At 64.0% G+C, this 22040-nt stretch carries 20 protein-coding genes; 19 read left to right on the top strand and 1 reads right to left on the bottom strand.

Features of this window, described 5'->3' with window-relative positions; genetic code table 11:
* The first annotated feature begins 4 nt into the window (after nucleotides 1-4).
* The 15 genes from L284_RS39870 to L284_RS39800 are packed head-to-tail and all read left to right on the top strand — an operon-like array spanning nucleotide 5 to nucleotide 15199.
* On the top strand, nucleotides 5-205 hold the full coding sequence (locus L284_RS39870; RefSeq protein ID WP_021234980.1) for a hypothetical protein: 201 nt from the start codon (nucleotides 5-7) through the stop codon (nucleotides 203-205).
* A complete protein-coding gene (locus L284_RS39865) occupies nucleotides 198-866 on the top strand; it encodes a complex I 24 kDa subunit family protein (RefSeq protein ID WP_021234979.1) in 669 nt (222 codons plus the stop codon). Before L284_RS39870 ends, L284_RS39865 begins: the two co-directional genes overlap by 8 nt.
* Nucleotides 866-2167 (top strand): NADH-quinone oxidoreductase subunit NuoF, encoded by a 1302-nt coding sequence (nuoF, locus tag L284_RS39860; RefSeq protein ID WP_021234978.1) that lies wholly within the window; start codon nucleotides 866-868, stop codon nucleotides 2165-2167. Before L284_RS39865 ends, nuoF begins: the two co-directional genes overlap by 1 nt.
* Nucleotides 2167-4185, top strand: a complete 2019-nt coding sequence (nuoG, locus tag L284_RS39855; RefSeq protein ID WP_021234977.1) for an NADH-quinone oxidoreductase subunit NuoG — start codon at nucleotides 2167-2169, stop codon at nucleotides 4183-4185. The genes nuoF and nuoG overlap by 1 nt, the downstream gene beginning before the upstream one ends.
* Complete coding sequence (gene nuoH / locus L284_RS39850) at nucleotides 4182-5228, top strand: NADH-quinone oxidoreductase subunit NuoH (protein ID WP_021234976.1); 1047 nt, start codon at nucleotides 4182-4184, stop codon at nucleotides 5226-5228. The genes nuoG and nuoH overlap by 4 nt, the downstream gene beginning before the upstream one ends.
* On the top strand, nucleotides 5225-5710 hold the full coding sequence (gene nuoI, locus L284_RS39845; RefSeq protein ID WP_021234975.1) for an NADH-quinone oxidoreductase subunit NuoI: 486 nt from the start codon (nucleotides 5225-5227) through the stop codon (nucleotides 5708-5710). The genes nuoH and nuoI overlap by 4 nt, the downstream gene beginning before the upstream one ends.
* A 12-nt stretch (nucleotides 5711-5722) precedes the next feature.
* Nucleotides 5723-6340, top strand: coding sequence for an NADH-quinone oxidoreductase subunit J (locus L284_RS39840; protein WP_021234974.1), 618 nt, complete (start codon nucleotides 5723-5725; stop codon nucleotides 6338-6340).
* Entirely contained in the window at nucleotides 6337-6642 is a 306-nt protein-coding gene (gene nuoK, locus L284_RS39835) for an NADH-quinone oxidoreductase subunit NuoK (RefSeq protein ID WP_021234973.1), read from the top strand. The genes L284_RS39840 and nuoK overlap by 4 nt, the downstream gene beginning before the upstream one ends.
* A gap of 4 nt (nucleotides 6643-6646) precedes the next feature.
* The gene (gene nuoL / locus L284_RS39830) at nucleotides 6647-8773 is read left to right on the top strand and encodes an NADH-quinone oxidoreductase subunit L (protein ID WP_021234972.1); all 2127 of its coding nucleotides are present in this window, start codon (nucleotides 6647-6649) and stop codon (nucleotides 8771-8773) included.
* Nucleotides 8774-8777: 4 nt separating this feature from the next.
* Complete coding sequence (locus tag L284_RS39825; RefSeq protein WP_031342669.1) at nucleotides 8778-10310, top strand: NADH-quinone oxidoreductase subunit M; 1533 nt, start codon at nucleotides 8778-8780, stop codon at nucleotides 10308-10310.
* Entirely contained in the window at nucleotides 10310-11773 is a 1464-nt protein-coding gene (gene nuoN / locus L284_RS39820) for an NADH-quinone oxidoreductase subunit NuoN (RefSeq protein WP_021234970.1), read from the top strand. Before L284_RS39825 ends, nuoN begins: the two co-directional genes overlap by 1 nt.
* A complete protein-coding gene (locus L284_RS39815; protein ID WP_021234969.1) occupies nucleotides 11770-12486 on the top strand; it encodes a biotin--[acetyl-CoA-carboxylase] ligase in 717 nt (238 codons plus the stop codon). Before nuoN ends, L284_RS39815 begins: the two co-directional genes overlap by 4 nt.
* 10 nt (nucleotides 12487-12496) lie before the next feature.
* Nucleotides 12497-13276 carry a type III pantothenate kinase gene (locus tag L284_RS39810; RefSeq protein ID WP_021234968.1) on the top strand — a complete coding sequence of 260 codons (780 nt, stop codon included), beginning with the start codon at nucleotides 12497-12499 and terminating at the stop codon, nucleotides 13274-13276.
* A complete protein-coding gene (locus L284_RS39805) occupies nucleotides 13273-14898 on the top strand; it encodes a ribonuclease J (protein WP_031342668.1) in 1626 nt (541 codons plus the stop codon). Before L284_RS39810 ends, L284_RS39805 begins: the two co-directional genes overlap by 4 nt.
* Before the next feature lie 10 nt (nucleotides 14899-14908).
* On the top strand, nucleotides 14909-15199 hold the full coding sequence (locus L284_RS39800) for a DUF1467 family protein (protein WP_031342666.1): 291 nt from the start codon (nucleotides 14909-14911) through the stop codon (nucleotides 15197-15199).
* 62 nt (nucleotides 15200-15261) lie between these two features.
* Here the strand turns inward: L284_RS39800 and L284_RS39795 are convergent, their stop codons facing one another.
* The gene (locus L284_RS39795) at nucleotides 15262-17883 is read right to left on the bottom strand and encodes a coiled-coil domain-containing protein (protein WP_235054443.1); all 2622 of its coding nucleotides are present in this window, start codon (nucleotides 17881-17883) and stop codon (nucleotides 15262-15264) included.
* Between the two features lie 159 nt (nucleotides 17884-18042).
* On the opposite strand from L284_RS39795, the gene L284_RS39790 reads away from it, so the two are divergent.
* From L284_RS39790 to L284_RS39775, 4 genes are all read left to right on the top strand, one after another.
* On the top strand, nucleotides 18043-18348 hold the full coding sequence (locus L284_RS39790; protein WP_021234964.1) for a hypothetical protein: 306 nt from the start codon (nucleotides 18043-18045) through the stop codon (nucleotides 18346-18348).
* Nucleotides 18349-18466: 118 nt separating this feature from the next.
* Nucleotides 18467-19648 (top strand): hypothetical protein, encoded by a 1182-nt coding sequence (locus L284_RS39785; RefSeq protein WP_021234963.1) that lies wholly within the window; start codon nucleotides 18467-18469, stop codon nucleotides 19646-19648.
* Between the two features lie 35 nt (nucleotides 19649-19683).
* Complete coding sequence (locus tag L284_RS39780; protein WP_021234962.1) at nucleotides 19684-20637, top strand: hypothetical protein; 954 nt, start codon at nucleotides 19684-19686, stop codon at nucleotides 20635-20637.
* The gene (locus tag L284_RS39775) at nucleotides 20637-22013 is read left to right on the top strand and encodes a sensor histidine kinase (protein WP_021234961.1); all 1377 of its coding nucleotides are present in this window, start codon (nucleotides 20637-20639) and stop codon (nucleotides 22011-22013) included. Before L284_RS39780 ends, L284_RS39775 begins: the two co-directional genes overlap by 1 nt.
* Nucleotides 22014-22040: the final 27 nt, after the last annotated feature.

The following is a 22040-nucleotide window of genomic DNA, read 5'->3' as shown; positions in this document are numbered from 1 at the left end:
TCCGATGAAGTTCAACACGCTCGAACTGACCCGTATCTGGGCTGCCGTTACCGGCGTCGCTCTGGCGGTTTGGTATCTCGCCGCCGTCTATCTCGGTCTCCAGCCCACGGCTCTGCTGCCGATGCTGGTCACTGCGATCGGTGGTTTCGAATTGTTTCTTTTCGGCCAGGACCAGTGGCTGAAGCGCAGGGGTAAGCATGGCTGACCGCTATATCGAACCCGACTCGCCCGAGCTTCGGGCCCGTTGGGGCAATTTCGCCTGGACCGCCGAGAACGCCGAGAAGGCGAAGGACATCGTGTCCCGCTATCCGGCCGGCCGCCAACGCTCTGCGGTGATGCCGCTGCTCGACCTTGCCCAGCGCCAGGTCGGTGCCGAGCTGAACACGCAGGGCTGGCTGCCGATCCCGGTGATGGAATATATCGCCGCCTATCTTGACATGCCGGTTATCCGCGTGGTCGAGGTCGCGTCGTTCTACACCATGTACAACATCGCGCCGATCGGCCGGTTCCACGTTCAGGTCTGCGGCACCACGCCCTGCATGCTGCGCGGTTCGGACGACCTGCTGGAAACCTGCAAGTCGCGCGGCATGAAGAAGGGCCACATCTCGGAAGACGGTCTCTGGTCGTTCACCGAGGTGGAGTGCATGGGCAACTGCGCCTCGGCCCCGATGGTCCAGATCAACGACGACAACTACGAAGACCTCACGTCGGACCGCCTGAACGCGGTGCTCGACGCGCTGGCGCGTGGTGAAACGCCCAAGGCCGGCACCCAGGATCCCGCCCGTCACACCGTCGAGCCGGTGGGCGAGCCGACCAACCTGGTCGCGATGATCACCGAAAACCATGACTATCGGAGTGAGTGGTAATGGCTCTCCTCGATAAGGATCGCATCTTCACCAACCTCTACGGGTATCAGCCGTGGAACCTCAAGGAAGCGCAGGCGCGCGGCGCCTGGGACAACACCAAGGCGCTGATCGAGCGCGGCCGTGATGCCATCATCGACGAGATGAAGGCTTCAGGCCTGCGCGGTCGCGGTGGTGCGGGCTTCCCCACCGGCATGAAGTGGTCCTTCATGCCCAAGCAGCCGCCGCTCGACCAGGCGGGCAACCCGAAGCCCAGCTTCCTCGTGATCAATGCCGACGAATCCGAACCGGGTTCGTGCAAGGATCGCGAGATCATGCGGCACGATCCGCACCTCCTGTTCGAGGGCGCGCTGGTCGCGGGCTTCGCCATGGGTGCGCGCGCGGCCTACATCTACATCCGCGGCGAATACATCCGCGAAGCCGAAACGCTGTTCGCAGCCCGTGAAGAGGCCTACGCGGCCGGTCTTCTCGGCAAGAACGCCTGCGGTTCGGGCTACGACTTCGACGTCTTCGTCCACCGCGGTGCCGGCGCCTACATCTGCGGCGAAGAAACCGCGATGATCGAGAGCCTCGAAGGCAAGAAGGGCCAGCCCCGCCTGAAGCCGCCGTTCCCGGCCGGTGCGGGCCTCTACGGCTGCCCGACCACGGTCAACAACGTGGAATCCATCGCCGTCGCCCCGACCATCCTGCGTCGCGGCGCCGCGTGGTTCTCCAGCTTCGGCCGCGAGAACAACAAGGGCACCAAGCTCTTCCAGATCAGCGGGCACGTGAACCGTCCCTGCGTGGTCGAGGAAGAGATGTCGATCCCGTTCAGCGAGCTGATCGAGCGTCACTGTGGCGGCATTCGCGGCGGCAAGGACAACCTGCTGGCGGTGATCCCCGGCGGTTCGTCGGTTCCGCTGGTTCCGGCTGCCGACATGTGGGATGCGCCGATGGACTTCGACGGTCTGAAGGCGGTCGGCTCGGGCCTCGGCACCGCCGCCGTCATCGTCATGGACAAGTCCACCGACATCGTTCGCGCCATCAGCCGCATCTCGTACTTCTACAAGCACGAATCCTGCGGCCAGTGCACGCCCTGCCGCGAAGGCACGGGCTGGATGTGGCGCGTGATGGAGCGCCTGCGCACCGGCAACGCGGAAGTCGAGGAGATCGACATGCTGCAGCAGGTGACCAAGCAGGTCGAAGGTCACACCATCTGCGCTCTGGGCGATGCGGCCGCCTGGCCGATCCAGGGCCTGATCAAGCACTTCCGTCCGGAGCTTGAGCGCCGGATCGCCGATAACGTCCGCGAGGCTGCCGAGTAATGCCCAAGGTCAAAGTCGACGGCGTCGAGATCGACGTCCCCAACGGCGCAACCGTGCTGCAGGCCTGCGAGCTTGCCGGCAAGGAAATCCCGCGCTTCTGTTATCACGAACGACTGAGCATCGCCGGCAACTGCCGGATGTGCCTGGTCGAAGTGAAGCCCGGACCGCCGAAGCCCCAGGCTTCGTGCGCTCTGCCGGCCACCGAAGGCCAGGAGATCCGCACGGATTCCGAAATGGTCAAGAAGGCGCGGGAAGGGGTGATGGAGTTTCTCCTCATCAACCACCCGCTGGACTGCCCGATCTGCGATCAGGGCGGGGAGTGCGACCTTCAGGACCAGTCGGTCGCCTATGGTCGCGGCGCCTCGCGTTATGATGAGAACAAGCGCGCGGTCACCGAAAAGTACATGGGCCCGCTCATCAAGACCCAGATGACGCGCTGCATCCACTGCACCCGCTGCGTGCGTTTCTCGGAAGAGATCGCCGGCGTGGACGAGATCGGCGCGCTTTATCGCGGCGAGAACATGCAGATCACGACCTATCTCGAACATGCTGCCAAGCACGAGATGTCGGCCAACGTGATCGACTTGTGCCCGGTCGGTGCGCTCACCTCTCGTCCCTACGCCTTCGAAGCCCGTCCATGGGAACTCAAGAAGACGCTGGGCATCGACGTGTCGGACGCTACCGGGGCCAACATCCGCATCGATGCGCGCGGCCGCGAAGTGCTGCGCGTGCTTCCTCGTAACAACGACGACGTCAACGAGGAATGGATCAGCGACAAGGCGCGCTACATGGTCGACGGGCTTACCAAGCGCCGTCTCGACAAGCCGTTCCTGCGCCGGGACGGCAAGCTCGTCGCAGCCAGCTGGAACGAGGCGTTCGCGGCTATCGCCACGCTGAACCCCGGTAGTTCGATCGGCGTGATCGCCGGTGACATGGTCGATTGCGAAACGATGTTCGCCGCCAAGAAGCTGGTCGGCGCGCTCGGCTCGACGCTCATCGAAGGCCGCCAGACCGGGATGGATTATGCGACGGACAGCCTCGCGGCGGTCAACTTCAACACGACCTTCTCGGGTATCGAGACCGCCGACGCGATCCTGATCGCCGGCAGCAACGTGCGCTGGGAAGCCCCGCTGCTCAACGTCCGCCTGCGCAAGGCGGTGAAGCGCGGCGCCAAGGTGTTCCTCGTCGGTCCCGAGTGGGAAACCACCTTCGGCGGCGAATTCCTGGGCGAGGATCTCTCGGTTCTCGGCAATCTTCCGCAGGCGGTCGTTGATGCCCTGTCGAACGCCAAGCGTCCGGCGGTGATCCTCGGCGGCGCGGCGCTCGGTCGTGGCGGTCTGGAAGCGGGCCTTGCGCTCGCAGGCCAGTTCAACCTCGTTCGCGATCTCGAAGACGGTACCAAGTGGAACGGTTTCAATGTCCTCCACATGGCGGCTTCGCGCATGGGCGGCCTGATGCTCGGCTACGCGCAGAAGGGCGGCATCGCCGACCTCGTCGCTGCCAAGCCCAAGGTGCTGATCGCGCTCGGCGCCGATGAGGTGGACTATACCAGGTTCGCAGGCTCGATGATCGTCTATATCGGCCATCACGGCGACAAGGGCGCTCACGCGGCCGACGTGATCCTGCCGGCTGCGGCCTATACCGAAAAGGCAGGCACTTACGTCAACACCGAAGGCCGCGTGCAGTGGTCCGACAAAGCCGTCTTCGCTCCGGGTGATGCCCGTGAAGACTGGACGATCCTGCGCGCGCTCGCCGACGCCTTCGGCGTGACGGTGGGCTTCGACAGCTTCGATCAACTGCGCGACGCAATGATCGCGGAAGTTCCCGCGCTCGGCAGCGAAGGTCTTGCCGATTACGGGAGCGTTCTGCCCAGCGGCGGCGGTTCCGCAGCCGGCCAGATCGCCTATCCGATCAAGGACTTCTACATGACCAACCCGATCGCCCGCGCGAGCGCCGTCATGCAGCGTTGCTCGGCCGAACTGCTACACGGTGAAGACCTGGCGGAGGCTGCGGAATGACCGGCTTCTTCCAAAATCTCGGGATGAGCTACGAGTGGGCATGGTTCGTGTCCACGATCTGTGGCATCCTGCTCATCGCGCTGCCGCTGATGCTGGCGGTGGCGATGATCATCTATGTCGACCGCAAGATCTGGGCCTCGATGGCACTGCGCCGGGGTCCCAACGTTGTCGGCCCGTTCGGCCTGCTGCAGTCCTTCGCGGATGGCCTGAAGGTCTTCCTTCAGGAAACCATCGTTCCCTCGGCCGCGAACAAGGGCCTGTTCCTGATTGCCCCGATCGTGACCTTCACGCTCGCGCTGCTGTCCTGGGCAGTGATCCCATTCAACTCGGGCGCGATACTGGCCGACATCAACATCGGCCTGCTGTATATCCTCGCGATCAGTTCGCTGGGCGTCTACGGCACGATCATGGCGGGCTGGGCTTCGAACTCGAAGTATCCGTTCTTCTCGGCGATGCGCGCCTCGGCGCAGATGATCTCGTATGAAGTCTCGATCGGCTTCATCCTGATCTGCGTCGTTCTCTGGGCGGGCACGTTCAACATCAACGACATCGTCTGGGCGCAGAAGGGCCACGTCTTCGGAATCATCAACGGTTTCGTCGCGAACCCGCTGCTCTTCCCGATGTGGGTGATGTTCCTGATCTCGAGCCTTGCGGAAACGCAGCGCGCGCCGTTCGACCTCACCGAAGCCGAATCGGAACTCGTCGCCGGTTACCAGACCGAATATTCGTCGATGGCCTTCGCCGCCTACTGGCTGGGCGAATATGCCAACGTGCTCCTGATGTGCGCGCTCAACGCGACGCTGTTCTGGGGTGGCTGGCTGCCGCCGCTCGACATTCCCGTTCTCTACCTCGTGCCGGGCTTCGTATGGTTCCTGCTCAAGGTCTTCTTCTTCTTCTTCGTGTTCAGCTGGATCAAGGCCACCGTTCCGCGGTATCGCTATGATCAGTTGATGCGCCTGGGCTGGAAGGTCTTCCTGCCCGTATCGCTGCTGTTCGTCGTAATCGTCAGCGGCTACCTCATGGCTACCGGACACTTCCAATGACCGTCGGACAACTCATAAAGAGCTTCACGCTCTGGGAGTTCGTGAAGGCGCACTGGCTGACCTTGAAGTATTTCTTCAAGCCCAAGGCGACGATCAACTACCCCTTCGAGAAGAACCCGCTTTCGCCGCGCTTCCGTGGTGAGCACGCCCTGCGCCGTTATCCCAACGGCGAGGAACGCTGCATCGCCTGCAAGCTCTGCGAGGCGATCTGCCCGGCGCAGGCCATCACGATCGAAGCCGCACCACGTGACGACGGTTCGCGCCGTACCACGCGTTACGACATCGACATGACGAAGTGCATCTACTGCGGTTTCTGCCAGGAAGCCTGCCCGGTCGATGCCATCGTCGAAGGGCCGAACCTCGAATACGCGACCGAAACGCGCGAAGAGCTGCTCTATGACAAGGCCAAGCTGCTGGCGAACGGGGACAAGTGGGAGCGTGCGATTGCCGCGAACCTTGAAGCCGACGCACCGTACCGATAGGGGGCCGCGGGTATGATCCAGACTATCGCCTTCTATCTCTTCGCGGTGCTGACCATCGCGTCTGCCGCTGCGACGATCCTCTCGCGCAATCCGGTTCACTCGGTGCTGTTCCTGATCCTGGCGTTCTTCAACGCCGCGGGCCTCATGGTTCTCACCGGTGCCGAATTCATCGCCATGTTGCTCGTCATCGTCTACGTCGGCGCTGTGGCAGTGCTGTTCCTCTTCGTGGTCATGATGCTCGACATCGACTTCGCGGAACTTCGCGCGGGCTTCGTGAAGAACTTCCCGCTCGGCATGTTGGTCGCGGTGGTGCTTCTCGCCGAAATGGTGCTCGGCATCGGGGCCTACAAGGCCGGAGCCCTGGACCTCGGCACGCCCGATGGCACAGCGGCCACGCCCGCCGGGGCTTCGAACGTCGAGGCGATCGGCGGACTTATGTACAGCCGCTATCTGTTCCTGTTCGAAGCGGCCGGTCTGATCCTGCTCGTCGCCATGGTTGGCGCCATCGTCCTGACCCATCGTCAGCGCAGCGGCACGCGCGGCCAGAAGATCAGCAAGCAGAACGCTCGCCGTCCCGACGAGGCGACCGTCAACGTCAAGCCCGAAGTGGGTAAGGGGGTTTCGCTGTGATCGGCGTCGAACATTACGTGGTCGTGAGCTCGATTCTCTTCGTGCTCGGCGTCCTCGGCATCTTCCTCAACCGCAAGAACGTCATCGTTCTGCTCATGGCGATCGAACTGATCCTGCTTGCGGTCAACATCAACCTCGTCGCGTTCAGCGCGTTCCTGCACGACCTCACGGGCCAGATCTTCGCGATGTTCGTGCTGACGGTCGCTGCCGGCGAGGCCGCAGTGGGGCTCGCAATCCTCGTGATCTATTTCCGCAGACGCGGCAGCATCGCTGTCGACGACGTCAACCGGATGAAGGGATAAGGCCTTGCACCCGATCCTTTTCATCGTCTTCCTGCCGTTACTGGCAGCGATCATCGCCGGGCTGGGCAACAAGCAGCTGGGCAACGTTCCGGCAAAGGTTCTGACGACTGGCGCGCTGTTTGTCGCCTGCGCGCTGAGCTGGCCGATCTTCATCGGCTTCCTCACCGGGAACGCCGAAGCCAGCGTCGTGCCGGTCCTGAAGTGGGTCCAGTCCGGCGCCATGACCTGGGACTGGTCGCTGCGGGTGGACTCGCTCACCGCTGTCATGCTGGTGGTCATCACTTCGGTCTCCGCGCTCGTGCACCTCTATTCCTGGGGCTACATGAGCGAGGAGCCGGATCAGCCGCGCTTCTTCGCGTATCTGTCGCTGTTCACTTTCGCCATGCTCATGCTGGTGACGGCGGACAACCTGGTGCAGATGTTCTTCGGTTGGGAAGGCGTGGGCCTGGCCTCATACCTCCTGATCGGCTTCTGGTTCCGCAAGCCTTCGGCCGGTGCCGCCGCGATCAAGGCCTTCGTGGTCAACCGCGTCGGTGACCTTGGCTTCATGCTCGGCATCTTCGGCTGCTTCCTGGTGTTCGGCACCGTCTCGATTCCCGAGATCCTGGCCGCCGCACCCAGCATGGCCGGATCGACGATCGGCTTCCTCGGTGCACGCTTCGACACCATGACGGTGATCTGCATCCTCCTGTTCATCGGTGCGATGGGCAAGTCGGCGCAGCTCGGCCTCCACACTTGGCTTCCGGACGCGATGGAAGGCCCGACCCCGGTTTCGGCGCTGATCCACGCGGCCACCATGGTGACCGCGGGCGTCTTCATGGTCTGCCGTCTGTCGCCGCTGTTCGAAACCAGCGAGACGGCGATGCACTTCATCGCCGTCATCGGCGCCTGCACCTGCTTCTTCGCTGCCACCGTCGGCTGCACGCAGTGGGACATCAAGCGCGTCATCGCCTATTCGACCTGCTCGCAGCTCGGCTACATGTTCTTCGCCACCGGCGTCGGCGCCTATGGCGCGGCCATGTTCCACCTGTTCACGCACGCGTTCTTCAAGGCGCTGCTGTTCCTGGGTGCCGGCTCGGTCATCCACGCGATGCATCACGAGCAGGACATGCGTTTCTACGGCGCACTGCGTAAGCACATTCCGATAACCTTCTGGACGATGACGGCGGGTACGCTGGCCATCACCGGCGTCGGCATCGCAGGCTTCATCGGCTTCGCTGGCTTCTACTCGAAGGACGCGATCCTCGAAGCGGCCTTCGGCTCGGGTACGGCAGTCGGTGGTTTCGCCTTCTGGATGGGTATCGCCGCTGCGCTGATGACCAGCTTCTACTCCTGGCGTCTGGTCTTCCTGACCTTCTTCGGCAAGCCGCGCTGGATCCAGTCGGAGCACATCCAGCACGCCGTTCATGATGCCCATGGCCATGACGATCATGCTCACGACACGCACGGCCACGGCGCTCCGGCCGAGGAAGATGCGGGCGAGAGCACCGATCATCACGATGCACATGCTCACGGCGGACCCGAACTCGGATCGCGCGGTCCTGACTACACGGTCCACGGAGACGGTACGGGTGGTTACCACCCGCACGAAAGCCCGCTGGTCATGCTGCTGCCGCTGCTGATCCTCTCGATCGGTGCCGTCGCCGCCGGTTACGTGTTCAACCACGCCTTCGTCTCGGAAGGGACCGGCGAGTTCTGGAAGGGCGCTCTGGTCTTCCACGAACACCTCATCCATGCGATGCACGGCGTCCCGACCTGGGTGAAGTGGGCACCGTTCACCGTGATGGCGCTGGGCCTGCTGACCGCATGGTACGGCTACATCAAGAACCTCTCGTTCCCCAAGGCAGTCGCCGAACAGCTCGGGCCGGTCTACACCTTCGTGTACCGCAAGTGGATGTTCGACGAACTCTACCACAACATCTTCGTTCGTCCGGCTTTCTGGTTCGGCCGGGTGTTCTGGAAGATCCTGGATATCGGCGTGATCGACAAGTTCGGTCCCGACGGTGCGGCCTGGGTCGTCGCCAGGGGTTCGACTTACGCGCAGAAGGTCCAGTCGGGCTATCTGTACAGCTACGCTCTTGTCATGCTGCTGGGCCTTGTCGGCGCCATCAGCTGGGTGATCGCGGGATAAGATGATGAGTGGTTTTCCGATCCTCAGTCTGATGTTGCTGGTGCCGCTCGCGGCGGCACTGGCGTGTCTCTACCTTGATGCCAAATCGGCCCGCACGGTGGCGCTTCTCGCCACCCTTGCGAACCTTGCCCTTGGCGTCGTCCTCTGGCTGAACTTCGATGTCGGCGGTGCGCAGTGGCAGTTCCAGGAACGGCATGAGCTGTTCTCCGGCTTCTCCTACGCGCTCGGCATCGACGGTATCGCGCTGCTCCTGATCGAGCTTTCCGTATTCCTCATGCCGATCTGCATCGGCGCGAGCTGGAACTCGATCGAGAAGCGCGTGGGCGAATACATGGCGGCCTTCCTGCTCGTCGAAACGCTGATGATCGGCGTCTTCGCGGCCCAGGATATCTTCCTGTTCTACATGTTCTTCGAAGCCGGCCTCATTCCGATGTACCTGATCATCGGCATCTGGGGCGGCGCGGATCGCATCTACGCCTCGTACAAGTTCTTCCTCTACACGCTGCTCGGCTCGGTGCTGATGCTCGTGGCGATGCTGTGGATGGTCCACACCGCGGGCACGACATACGTTCCCACGCTGATGGCCTACGATTTCGACCCGCAGGTTCAGACCTGGCTGTGGCTCGCCTTCTTCGCCAGCTTCGCGGTGAAGATGCCGATGTGGCCGGTCCACACCTGGCTTCCGGCGGCCCACGTTCAGGCACCGACTGCAGGCTCGGTAATCCTGGCGGGCGTGCTGCTGAAGATGGGTGGCTATGGCTTCATCCGCTTCTCGCTGCCGATGTTCCCCGAAGCCTCGGCCTATTTCGCGCCGCTGGTCTGGGGCCTTTCGATGGCTGCGGTCGTCATCACCTCGCTGATCGCGCTGGTGCAGGACGACATGAAGAAGCTGATCGCCTATTCGTCGGTCGCGCATATGGCGATCGTGACCATCGGCCTGTTCGCCTTCAACGTGCAGGGCCTCGAAGGCTCGATGCTGGTCATGCTCAGCCACGGCCTCGTCTCGGGCGCGCTGTTCCTCTGCGTCGGCATCATCTATGACCGCCTGCACACCCGTGAGATCGCCCGTTACGGCGGCCTCGCCATCAACATGCCGCGTTACGCGCTGTTCTTCCTGCTCTTCACGATGGCCTCGATCGGCCTTCCGGGCACCAGCGGTTTCGTCGGCGAGTTCCTGAGCCTTGGCGGCATCTATCAGGTCTCGAGCTGGGCGGCGCTGATCTGCACCACCGGCATCATCCTGGGCGCTGCCTACATGCTCTACCTCTATCGCCGTGTCGTCTTTGGCGACCAGAAGAATGCCGATGCCGCCGCCATGGCCGACCTCGACCTGCGTGAATACCTGATGGTGATCCCGCTCGGCCTCGCGGTGCTGTGGATGGGTGTCTATCCTGAGAGCTTCATCGCTCCAATGCGCGCCGACATCGCCGCGCTCGACGCCCGGCTCGCTCGCGCAAAGCCGCAAGGAGACCCCAAGTTGGTCATGGGCAAGGAAAAGCCTGCGCACGAAGAAGCCGCGCATGAGGGGGCACACTGATGGACTGGTCACAGTCGCTGCGCCTGATCGCGCCGGAAGAAACACTGAGCGTCGCAAGCCTCGTCTTGCTCCTTGTTGCCGCCTGGGGCGGTGACAAGGCCGCCAGGTTGATCTCCATCCTCGCCGTGGCGGCGCTCGTCGCTGCCGGCGTTCTGGTCGCCCCCGCGCTTTGCGGCGGTGCCATGGGTGCCGAAACCTCGGCCTTCTTCGGCCAGTTCCGTGCCGACGCCTTCGCGTCCTACGCCAAGATCCTGATCTACCTTTCGGCTGCCGTGTCGCTGGTGATCGCGCCCGCCTTCTTCGACCGCTTCAAGGCGATGCGCGCGGAGTATCCGGTCCTCGTGCTGCTTGCGGCACTCGGCACGGGCATGATGGTTTCGGCCACGGACCTGCTGACGCTCTACATCGGCCTCGAAATGAACTCGCTGGCCGCTTACGTCCTCGCCGCGTTCCTGCGGACCGACGGTCGTTCGGCCGAAGCGGGCCTCAAGTACTTCGTGCTGGGCGCACTGGCTTCGGGCATCCTGCTGTTCGGCATGAGCCTGACCTACGGCTTCGCGGGCGCGACGTCCTTCGCCGGCATCAGCGCCTCGATGACGCAGGGCCTTTCTAACGGCGCTCTGTTCGGCATCGTCTTCGTCTTCGCCGGTCTTGCCTTCAAGATCAGCGCAGCACCGTTCCACATGTGGACGCCAGACGTGTACGAAGGCGCCCCGACCCCGGTGACGACGCTCTTCGCAACGGCCGCCAAGGTCGGTGCATTGGGCCTGACCATGCGCGTCGCTTTCGAGGCATTCGGCGATCAGTCGGCCGCCTGGCAGCAGATCGTCGTCTTCGCCGCGCTCGCTTCGATCGTGATCGGTGCGCTCGGTGCGATCCGGCAGGACAATATCAAGCGCCTGATGGCCTATTCGTCGATCAATAATGTCGGCTTCATCCTGATCGGGCTGGCTGTGGCCAACCCTGAGGGCGCTGCGGCGATGCTGTACTACATGGCGATCTATGTCGCGATGACTGTGGGCGGCTTCGTGGCGATCCTCATGCTCAAGGACGAAAACGGCGAGCCGGTCGAGGAAATCTCGCGCATGGCAGGCCTGTCGCGCACTCGTCCGGGTCTTGCCCTGGCACTGGCGATGATCATGTTCAGCCTTGCCGGCATTCCGCCGCTGTTCGGTTTCTGGGGCAAGTTCCTGGTCTTCAAGGCAGCCGTGGACGGCGGCATGGTCGCGCTGGCCGCCATCGGGTTCGCCGCTTCGGTGATCGGGGCCTTCTATTATCTCAAGGTCGTCAAGGTCATCTACTTCGACGAAGCGGCCGACGTGGTGAAGGGTGAAAGCGATTTCTGGCACAAGCTGATCCTGGTGCTCTCCTGCGTGTTCATCTCGCCGCTGGGCTACCTGCTCACCCCCTGGTTCGACGGTCTCACCAGGACCGCCGCAGCCGCGCTGTTCTCCGGCCTTTGATCGAGGTCGTCGAAGAGACCGCATCGACCAACGCGGACCTTTCCCGGCGTCTCGGCGCCGGGGAGGGGCTCGCCGAGGGATACTGGCTGCGTGCGGTGCGACAGAGCGCCGGACGCGGCCGCCGCGGTCGCCCATGGTCCTCTCCGGAGGGCAACCTCTACGCCAGCACCGTCGTCGCGCTGGGGGCGAATGACCCTTCGGTCCACACCCTGGCCTTCGTCGCAGCTTTGGCCGTTCACGACCTGATGCTGTGGCAACTGCCGCCCGGGTCACACTGCCAGCTCAAGTGGCCGAACGACGTTCTCGTGGGAGGGGCCAAGATCTGCGGCATTCTGCTGGAACGTGCGCGCGATCATGTCATCATCGGCATCGGCGTGAACGTCGTTAGCGCGCCTGATCTACCCGACCGGGCAACTACGTCCATCCGGGCCGAAAATCCCGATAATGCCGAAGATGCGCAGGCTGTTCTGGAGCGGCTCGCGGCATATTTGGCCGAGCGGCTCACCCAGTGGCGCAGCGAAGGTCTGTCATCGACGCTGGCCGATTGGGCCCGCTACGCGCATCCGCCGGGTACGCCCCTGCTGGTGACGCTGGACGAGGAAGGCCTGCTGCCGGGCGCCTTCGCCGGGCTTGACCCGGATGGAGCATTGCGCTTGCGTCTGGCAGACGGATCCCTACGTGTCGTCCACGCTGGTGACGTTTCGCTCGCCTGAAGGAAATTCCATGCTGCTTGCCATAGACGCCGGCAACACCAATGTCGTCTTCGCGCTATTCGAAGGCCGCACCTTGCGCGGCCGCTGGCGCATCGCCACCGATCCGCGCCGCACGGGCGATGAATACGCAGTCTGGCTGATGCAGCTTCTCTCGATCCGGGGCGTGGCGGCCGATGAGATCAAGAGCATCATCATCTCGACCGTAGTGCCGCGCGCGCTGCACAACCTAGAGATTCTCTGCCGCCATTACTTCGACGTGGAGCCCCTGGTGGCAGGCGCCGGCAAGGCGGAATACGCGATCGACATCGACGTCGATCAGCCCAAGTCGCTAGGTGCCGACCGGGCCGTCAACGCCATCGCGGCGCACGAGCGCCATGGGGGCGACCTGATCGTCGTCGATTTCGGCACCGCGACGACTTTCGACGTGGTAGACTACCATGGCGCCTACAAGGGCGGCATCATCGCGCCCGGCATCAATCTCTCGCTGGACGCGCTGGTGGGCAATACCGCCAAGCTGCCGCGCATTGCCATTGCCGTTCCCCCGAGCAAGAGCGTGATCGGCCGCAATACCGAAGACCAGATGCTGATCGGCGTGTTCTGGGGTTATGTGGCGATGATGGAGGGCCTGATCGCGCGCATGCGTGCCGAAATCGGGCGCCCCGCCAAGGTCATCGCGACCGGCGGGCTGGCTGTACTGTTCGACGAGGCTTCCGATATTTTCGACGCGGTCGATCCCGACCTGACGCTCGAAGGCCTCGCCATTCTTGCCGAAAGGGCATCGAAGACGTGATTCCAGGTAACGAACTGCTGTTTTGTGCGCTCGGGGGCTCCGGCGAGATTGGCATGAATGTCAATCTCTATGGCTGCCAGGGCAAATGGCTGATGGTCGACCTGGGCATGACCTTCGGCATGAACGAGTATCCCGGCGTGGATCTGGTGTTCGCCGACCTGGACTTCATCGAGGGTGAGCGCGAGAACCTGCTGGGCATCGTGCTGACACATGCCCATGAAGATCACATCGGCGCGGTTCCCTATTTCGCTCAGGAACTGAACGTACCGATCTACGCCACGCCGTTCACCGCGCGACTGGTCGCGGCGAAGCTGGAAGAGGCGGGCATTCTGGGTGACGTGGAACTCATTGTCATCGACCATCTCGATCCGTTCCAGATCGGCCCGTTCGGGATCCGCTATGTGCCGCTGGCGCATTCGATCGCCGAAGGTAACGCGCTGCTGATCGACACGCCGTTCGGCCGTATCTTCCACACCGGCGACTGGAAGCTGGATGACGAGCCGCAAGTGGGCACGCCCGCGACTCAGGCCGAATTGACGGAAATCGGCAAGGGCGGCGTCCTGGCTCTGGTCTGCGATTCCACCAACGTGTTCAATCCCGAGGCATCCGGTTCCGAGGGTGAAGTCTACCGCGGTCTGTTGGAAGAGGTGAAGAAACACCGCGGCCGGCGCGTTCTCGTCACGACGTTCGCGTCCAATGTGGCTCGGTTGCAGACCTTGGGCGAGATCGCCCGGAAGACCAATCGAAAGCTCTGCGTTGCGGGGCGCTCGCTGGACCGGATCATCGAGACCGGACAGGCGAGCGGCTATCTCAAGAAGTTGCCCGAACTGGTCGATATCGAAACGGCAATGGATCTCCCGCGCGGCGAAGTCCTCATCGTGGCGACGGGAGGGCAGGGCGAGTCTCGCGCGGCGCTCTCGCGTATTTCGGAAGGCAATCACCCTATCAAGCTCGAGAAGGGCGATGTGGTGCTGTTCTCCAGTCGCCAGATTCCCGGCAACGAGATCCCGATCGGTCGCATTCAGAACCGCCTGTCGGATGCCGGGATCGTGATCGTCACCGATCGCCAGAGCATGATCCACGTCTCGGGTCATCCGGGGCGTCCCGAATTGGTGGCGCTTTATGGCTGGCTCAAGCCGGAGATATTGCTGCCGGTCCACGGCGAGATCCGGCATATGCGCGAGCAGGCGCGCCTGGGCCTGGAAAGCGGCATTCCGCATGCGGTGTTCCAGAAGAACGGCGATCTGGTCCGGCTAGCGCCGGGCCGTCCCGGAAAATTCGGCGAAGTGCATTCCGGGCGCCTGATCCTGGACGGAGACATCATTGCTCCTGCAGATGGTGAGTCGATGGTCATGCGTCGGCGGATCGCCCTGAACGGCGTGGTCTCGGTAGCGGCCGACCGCCGCGGCCATGTGCAGGTTGCCGCCATCGGCTTGCCACTGGACGAGGACTATCCCAAGTTCGTGGAGGAAGCGCAGCGTGACGTTGCGGATGCGCTGGGCCGGGCGAAGAAGTCTGATCGGGAAGTCCGCGTCGAAGCGGCGCGGCTTGCGGCGCGGCGCGCGGCCACGCGCTGGTCGGGCAAGAAGCCGCAAGTACAGGTGATGCTGCTGGAGGATTGAGCCGATGGCGATGCAATGGACCTCGATGGTGGCGATCTACGGCCTGTTCTGGGTCCTGAGCGCCTTCCTCGTCATGCCTGTCGGATTGCGGACGCCTGGCGACGTCAAAGGCCATACCGTCGCAAAAGGTCATGCGGACAGTGCCCCGGTCAATTTCCGGCCGCGTGTGATCGCCGCGCGGGCGACGGTTCTCGCCTTGGCGCTGTTCGGGCTCTACTACGCCAACTATGCGGAGCAGTGGATTACCGTGGAGGATCTGAACGTCTTCGGGAGACCGCCGGTCCAGGACCTCGGCTACTGACGAACAAAAAAGCCCGCTTCACCTGAAGCGGGCTTTTTCGTTGTTGGAGGACTAAGTTCGGATCAGCTTCGCAGACGCTCGATGCCCTGAGCCAGGGCTACGTAGAGCTTGCCCATGTCCGAAGAGAGCAGGGTTACGCCCAGCGCATTGCCGTCCCGCGTCGACAGGATCTGTCTCAGGATCGACTCGAAATCGTGTATGTAGCGGCTGACATGCTCTCGGAAGGCTTCGTCTCGCTCGTAAAGCTGCTGGATAGACTTGATCTCGCCCGCATCCAGCAGAGACACGGCGCGACGCGTGAAGATGCCCCGGTCGCCGCGAAGATAAGAGGCCCAGGCCGTATCGGAGACTTCGCTGGACAGGGCCGAGGCAATATCGATCGAATTGGAATTGAGCGACTCCGTGATCAGTGCGGCGCGACGCGCGAAGTCGTTGTCCACCTGTTCCTCCGCCTTGGCGCGCGCCTGCGCGACGCGGTTTTCCAGATTGCCGACCAGTTCCTCGACTTTCGCGAGCTGATCCCGAAGCTGGATGGTCGCCTCGCGAGAGGCGCCAGAGGCGTGAGCGACGGCCTGGTCCAGCTGACCGGTAACTTCGGCGACCCGCGTACGCATGGACCGGTCGATGGCCTGGGCGCTTTCAGTGCCAAGGCTTTCCGCGACTCGTGAGATACGCGCGGCGCTGTCCGTCTCTATCGCGGCGATGCTCTGGTCGATGGTCGTGCCCAGAACTGCGATCGCTTCACGCAATTCGCCCTTGGCACGATCGGCGGCCGTCTGCGTTGCCTCGTCGATATCGGTGAGCGAGCTGTGCAGGACCTGGAGGAGCTTTGCATGGGCGGCGCCATGTTCGGAGAGTTCCGAATGCATTGCCGAAAGTTCGTCGGCGAAGTCCTTGAGGTTGGTTCCCGACTGCTCGACACCGCCCGCCAGTTCTTCGCCGCTGAGTGCTGCTTGGCGCAGCGCTTCGAGGACACCGGCGACGCCGGCATGAAGACGGTCGAGCCGATTTTCCGAGACTGCCAGCGCTTCCGGAAGATCGTTCTGGGCGTAGCGCGCGCTGCCCTGGATCAGTTCCAGCAGGCGCACGCTGGTCTCGGTCAGCTTGTCGGCTTCGCTGTCGGTTGCGGACAGCGTGGCCCGGGCAGCGGTCAAGTGTTCGGTCAGCGCGGAAAGGCTGCCGCGCAAGCGCGTTTCCAGCGCCTCGCCGCTTTCGACGATGGCTGCCAAACGCGTTTCGTACTCGCCAAGCTCACCGGTGATCGCGCGAGCGCGCTCGCCAAGGGTGGCGGCCTGGAGCCGGTGGGCCTCCAGGCGCTCTGCCATAGCGTTGTCGAGATCGCCGACCATCTGTTCGATACGGGCGATCGCATGACGTTCCTGTTCAGCCTGACGGGCCAGACGTTCGCCGGCTTCTTCGGCGAGCTTTTCGCGCCGGACAGCGATCTGGCGATCGAGCGCTTCGGCGTCGTCTCCGATGACGGCCAGGCTGTCGCGAAGCGCGGATATCGATGCTTCCTGCGTGCGCGCAATGCTCCGCCCGACTTCTGCCTGCTCCTCGTGCAGGTCGTCGAGCGCCTGGCGCCAGGCTTCGGCGGCTCGTCCTTCGCCATCGCGGAGCGCGCGTGAAACGACATCGCTTTCTTCGCGCAAGGCAACCAGGCGTGCGCGCAGCGATGTCAGACTTTCTTCCTCGTGACGATCGAGTTGACCGCGCGTGTGGACGATTTCGGCTTCGAGGGCGGCAGAGCGCGCGCGAATGGCCGCCAGTGCGGCAGTCTCATGGCCGTCCAGTTCACTGCGCAGGGCCTCTCCGCGTTCGGCGAGGGAGGCGAAGCGTTCGTCGGCAAAACGGCCGATCTGTTCGCTGCGGCCATGGATCTGCGCCAGCGCGGCTTCCACGGCTTCGCGCAATTGAGCGACCTGCCGCTCGCTTGCGGATCCGAACTCGTTGAGACGGTTGAAGCCGTTGATCATGTCTTCGAGCTGGACATGGGCCGCCCGCCCGGCATTGCCGATGTTGTTGGTCACGTCCTTTGCCGAGCTGGCGATCACGGGAAGCTGGCTGCGCAGCTTCTCCATATTGTCGAGGGCGACCTGGCTGACGCCGCTGATCGTATCGACCCGCGCGCCGTTATCGCGGATCAGCTCCTGCAAGTGCGCCGCGTTGCCGGACAGTCGTTCGGCGGCGATCCGTCCCAGGGATTCGAGATCGCGGGACTGGGCGGCGATGAACTCGCGGGCGAGGCTCAGCTCGCGGTTGACCGTGATCAGACGCGTTTCCAGCTGGGCGGACTCGTTCGACAAAGCCCGGGCGACGTGGCCGAACCGCCGCGTTTCCCGGGTGCTGTGACGCAGCGCCAGAAGCCACAAGGTGCCGATCAGAAGCAGGGGAACCGTCCATTGCACGATAAGTGCCGGAACGGCCGCCAGGCCCGAAGTGCCTTCTCCGCGCCCGCCGGGATGGAGCAAGCGGACGTAGATGAGGAAGCCGGTCCAGGCCAGGGCGGAACCGCCTGCGAGCACCGGCGCGAGCCAGTCACGCGCGCCGTTGCCCGCAGGCCCGTCCGCCGCGACCCAGGCGTTGCGCCAGGCGTCGTCCGAGATCTCCTCGCGGTCCTGCGCCAGGGCCGGCGTGCCGGCTGCGGTGGCCGAAGCAGCGGCCGAAGCCGAAAATTCGTTCATGCGGTTTTCCGGTTTGCTGTCTGAAGCGCGGTCCGAACTGTCTTCGCTGCCGTTCGCGTCGAATGCGATGATCGTGTTTTCCCCAGCCATGCGCCCAGGATACCACGGCAGGGGCTGGGATAAAGCCCGCTTTAACCCTTCGGGCATTAAGCTGGGGAAATGGCATATGAAGCAGGCGCCCTCGAAGAGACCCTGGCCGCGGCAGCGGGCGGAGATCCCACGCTTTTTGCGGAACTGCGCGCTTCCTATGTGGAGGGCGTGGCGCGGCAGGTCGATCTGCTTTCGCGGGCCCGCTGCGACGGCAATTGGCAGGTCGCGGCGATGCGGCTCAAGGGGCTGGCGGCAAGCTTTCATTCCTCGGCCCTGCTGGAATTGGCGGACCGTGCGCTGGATAGCGCTCCGGGTGAGCCAACGGTGATCCGGCATCTGCGCACTTATGTCGCCGAGTTTTCCGCCGCCGGATGAGCGTGTCGAGCTTGGCATCGAGCAGCCCTTTGCATAAGTGGTTCAGGAGCCAAGACGTCGGGGCTTAACGGCTCGGGGCTCGCCGGAGGTTGATACACTGCGTATAGCGTTGCTCGCCATGATGGAGCCTGCGGTCGCGGGGCAGACGGTGCCGCGCGCATTCCTGCGGGTGGGCGGTGCCACGCTTGCGCAGCACCAGCTCGGCCTGGCCTTGGCGCTCGACTGCCAGCGGGTGATCTGCGTCGCACGCGGGTCATCGCCGGAGATGATCGCCTTTCAGCACAAGGCCGAAGATGCCGGCCTGCAATTCCACATCGCCACCGGTGCGAGACCGCTCGCCGGCCTGGTGACGGCGAATGACGAATTGGTGGTGATTGACGAGGCGCTTTTCGTCGATCCCGTCGGTGTCGTTCCCCTTTTCGAGGGAAGAACGTCAGCCGTTCTCGTTCAGCCCGTGGAAGGCGGATTGGCGGCCGGCTTTGAACGAATCGACATCAACCGCGCCAGTGCAGGCGTGATGCGGATACCGGGCCAACTCGTCGAAAGCCTCCAGCAGCTGCCCGAGGATTGCGACGTTTCCTCGGCGTTGACGCGGATCGCCTTGCAGTCCGGCGTGGCGATGCGCGAAGTTCCGGCTGCCTTGCGCACCGGGATCAACTGGCGGCTGATCCGCGACGAGGCGGACGCGCATGCGGTTGAAATCGACTGGCTAAGAGAGCGTTTCGCCAATGGGGAAACGGCCGCGCCCGGTCGCGCCGTGGCCCGCTACGGCGTGCTCACGTTTGGCTCGTCCCTGCTCCATGCCGGCAATGCCTCCAATATCATGAGCCTGGCGGTCCTGACGGTTCTGGCGCTTGCCGGTGGCTTCGCCTGGTTCGGACTGGTGGTCGCGGCCTTCCTTTCTCTCACCGCCGCATCGCTTCTGGTCGAAGCCTGCCGGTTCCTGCGCATCGCCGAGCGGCATGCTCTGGGGCAGCTGCCGCCCGCGATCCCGCGTACGGACGTGCTGCGCTGGCTGGTCGATACGGCCTTCGGACTGTCGCTTCTCGCCGGAATTCCTCGCCTCGGCGGCGAATCGCTGATCTCCTGGCTGTTCCCGGCGACCATGTTGATGCTGCTGCTGGCGATGATTCCCCGCTTCGTGACCGGAGCCGTCGCTTCGCTGGTCGCGGACCGTGCCACATTGGGACTGGCGCTAGCTTTTGCCGCAGGATTCGGGCAAGTTGAGGGCCTGGTGGAAGTTCTGGCTGTCACGCTCGTTGTGGTCGGGATGGTTCTTCCGCTACGTCGCAAGGACTAACCGGGACTTAACCAAGTACAGGGTAAACGGGACGGATGATCGACAACGCTGTTCATCCGGCCGACGACCAGACTGCCGAAGCCTTGCTCCGTGCGGATCTGGCGCGCGGCGATGCCATGGCCGACAGTGTGCTGCCCATCCTGCAGTACTTGCTTGCCGCCGAGGATAGCGCGCTGTTCAGCGACGAGATCCTGGCCCGGGTACGGGGCATGATCGCCGACATGGCGCGCCAGATCGTCAGTCCACTCCATCTCGGCGAGGATCACGCCCAGCCGTTTGCCGAAGACGCCGAAGATCTTGCTCGCGCGCTCATGGCCGACGCGCTTCTTCTGTCGCACGTCCATGCCCTGGCTTTGGAATGGCAGATGACGGAGCGGTTGCAGGTGCGTCTGGGGCTGGATCCGGTGGTGCCGCCGCTCGTCCAGGCGATGTTGGCCTCGGCCGAGGGAACCGTCCATGGCAATGCCGTAAGCTGGCTGGCCGCCCAGGCCCGTTGGTGTCAGGCGCAGCGCCGCATGAGCCTGCCTCTGGAGGAACTGCCGGGCGATCTTCTCCACCGTGTCCTGCTGGCTGCACGCCAGGCCGTGACCGGCCGTGCGCCGGAGAGCGAAAGGCTGATGTCGGTAGAGGGGGACTTGCGGCGCCGGTACGACGAAGGCGCCACGCGCCTGGCACTCGCCGGGCGGCTGTTGACCGGCCTTGGCGGCGCGTACCACGTCGCTCTTTCGGTCGCCCATGCGGGTACTGCGCTGTTCCTGACCGCGCTGTCGGTCGGGGCGGGACTGCGGCGGGAGGCGGCGGTCCTTGCCACGCATGAAGCGCAGCTGGCGCGACTGGCACTGGCTTTGCGTGCTGCCGGGCTCAAGCCTGCCGACATCGAAAGACAGTTTCTCGCGATCCACCCCGAAGCCATGCTGCCCGAAGGCTTCGAAAGGCTCGGCACCGACATGGCCGCCTCGATCCTGGCGAGCGGTCGGCTCGGCCGCTGATGCTGATGGAAGGTAGCATTATTGCTCGTGCAGCCAGCGATGCGCAGGACCGGCTGCTTGAAGCCGACGAGCCGCTTGCCGGACTGCAGGAGCGCTGCGGAGGCCAGCTTCCCGGCACGATCGCCGTGCCCGAACTGCTCGAACTGGTGCGCAAGGCCCGGCGTTACGGTTTCCGGCTCGCCCGCGCCGTAACAGCGCACGACGGCGGCGAGGTCGTTACCGCCTGGGTCGAAGTGGAGCCGCAGGAGCTTGGCGACGGTTGCCAGATCGTCGTGCGGAACTGGCAGACGGCGCCGGCGCCGGTCGAGGACACGGCTTCGGCGGAACGGCGGCGAACGATGATCGACCGGCACGTAGCAGAACTGAGCGCCCAGCTCGATCCCGAGCAGCGTGTTCTGTCCGTCACGTCCGAGGGGGCGGAGCTTGTCGCCGTTACAGAGGCGATGCAGACCGGCTTCGGACGCCATTGGACCGAATTCCTGGCACCTGAAAAGATGACGCAACAGCAGCCTCTGCACTGGCGGTTGCTCGATGGGGCGCGGGTCATCGTTCCGGGGTCGCGCCGGTCTTGGAAAGTCGCTCTCATCCCGCATATGCGGCCAGGGTTCGATCCTGCCGGTTTCGAGCTTCTCCTGGTTTCGGATACGCCGTCCACCGGCACTGTGCTGGCGCACGAACCCATCGAGCCCCTGCTCCGCCGCAGCCTCGTGGGTCACGACCTTGCGCCCGTGCTGCGTCAGCCGCTCTCGCGGATCATCGCCAATGCCGAAACGATCCGCACCCGGCTCGCCGGGCCGCTGCCCGATGCTTATGCCGAATACGCCGGAGAGATCGCCGGAGCAGGCAAGCTGCTGCTGGGTCTTCTTGAGGATCTTGCGGATCTCGAGGTCGTGGAGACGGAAGGGTTCAGCACGGCGCCCGATCGCGTGGACCTTTCGGAACTGGCCAGGCAGGCCGCCGGTATCCTCAACGTGAGAGCCCAGGAAAAGGGCATCGTCATAGAAGCGCCGCATCCTGCCGAAGCCTTGCCGGCGGTGGCGGAATATCGCCGGGTCATGCAGATTCTGCTGAACCTCATCGGCAACGCGATCCGCTATTCGCCGGAGAACTCGCAGATATGGCTACGTTTGGAAGCCTTGGGCGACCGGGCGCGGATCATCGTCGCGGATCAGGGGCCGGGCCTGTCGCTCGAGGAGCAGGGCAAGATTTTCGACAAGTTCGAGCGTCTGGGGCGCAGCGGCGATGGTGGCTCCGGTCTGGGCCTCTACATCTCGCGGAGCCTGGCGCGTGCCATGGGCGGGGATCTGGCGGTGGAGAGCGCGCCGGGGCAGGGCGCTCGCTTCATTCTGGACCTTCCGGCTGACGCCGAGTCCTGACGAAAAGAGCCGATCAGGGGCCGCTGA

The organism is Novosphingobium lindaniclasticum LE124, assembly GCF_000445125.1.
GTDB lineage: Bacteria > Pseudomonadota > Alphaproteobacteria > Sphingomonadales > Sphingomonadaceae > Novosphingobium > Novosphingobium lindaniclasticum.
The sequence above is the reverse complement of the archived record's forward strand: the minus strand, read 5'-3'. Positions and strand labels throughout refer to the sequence as shown.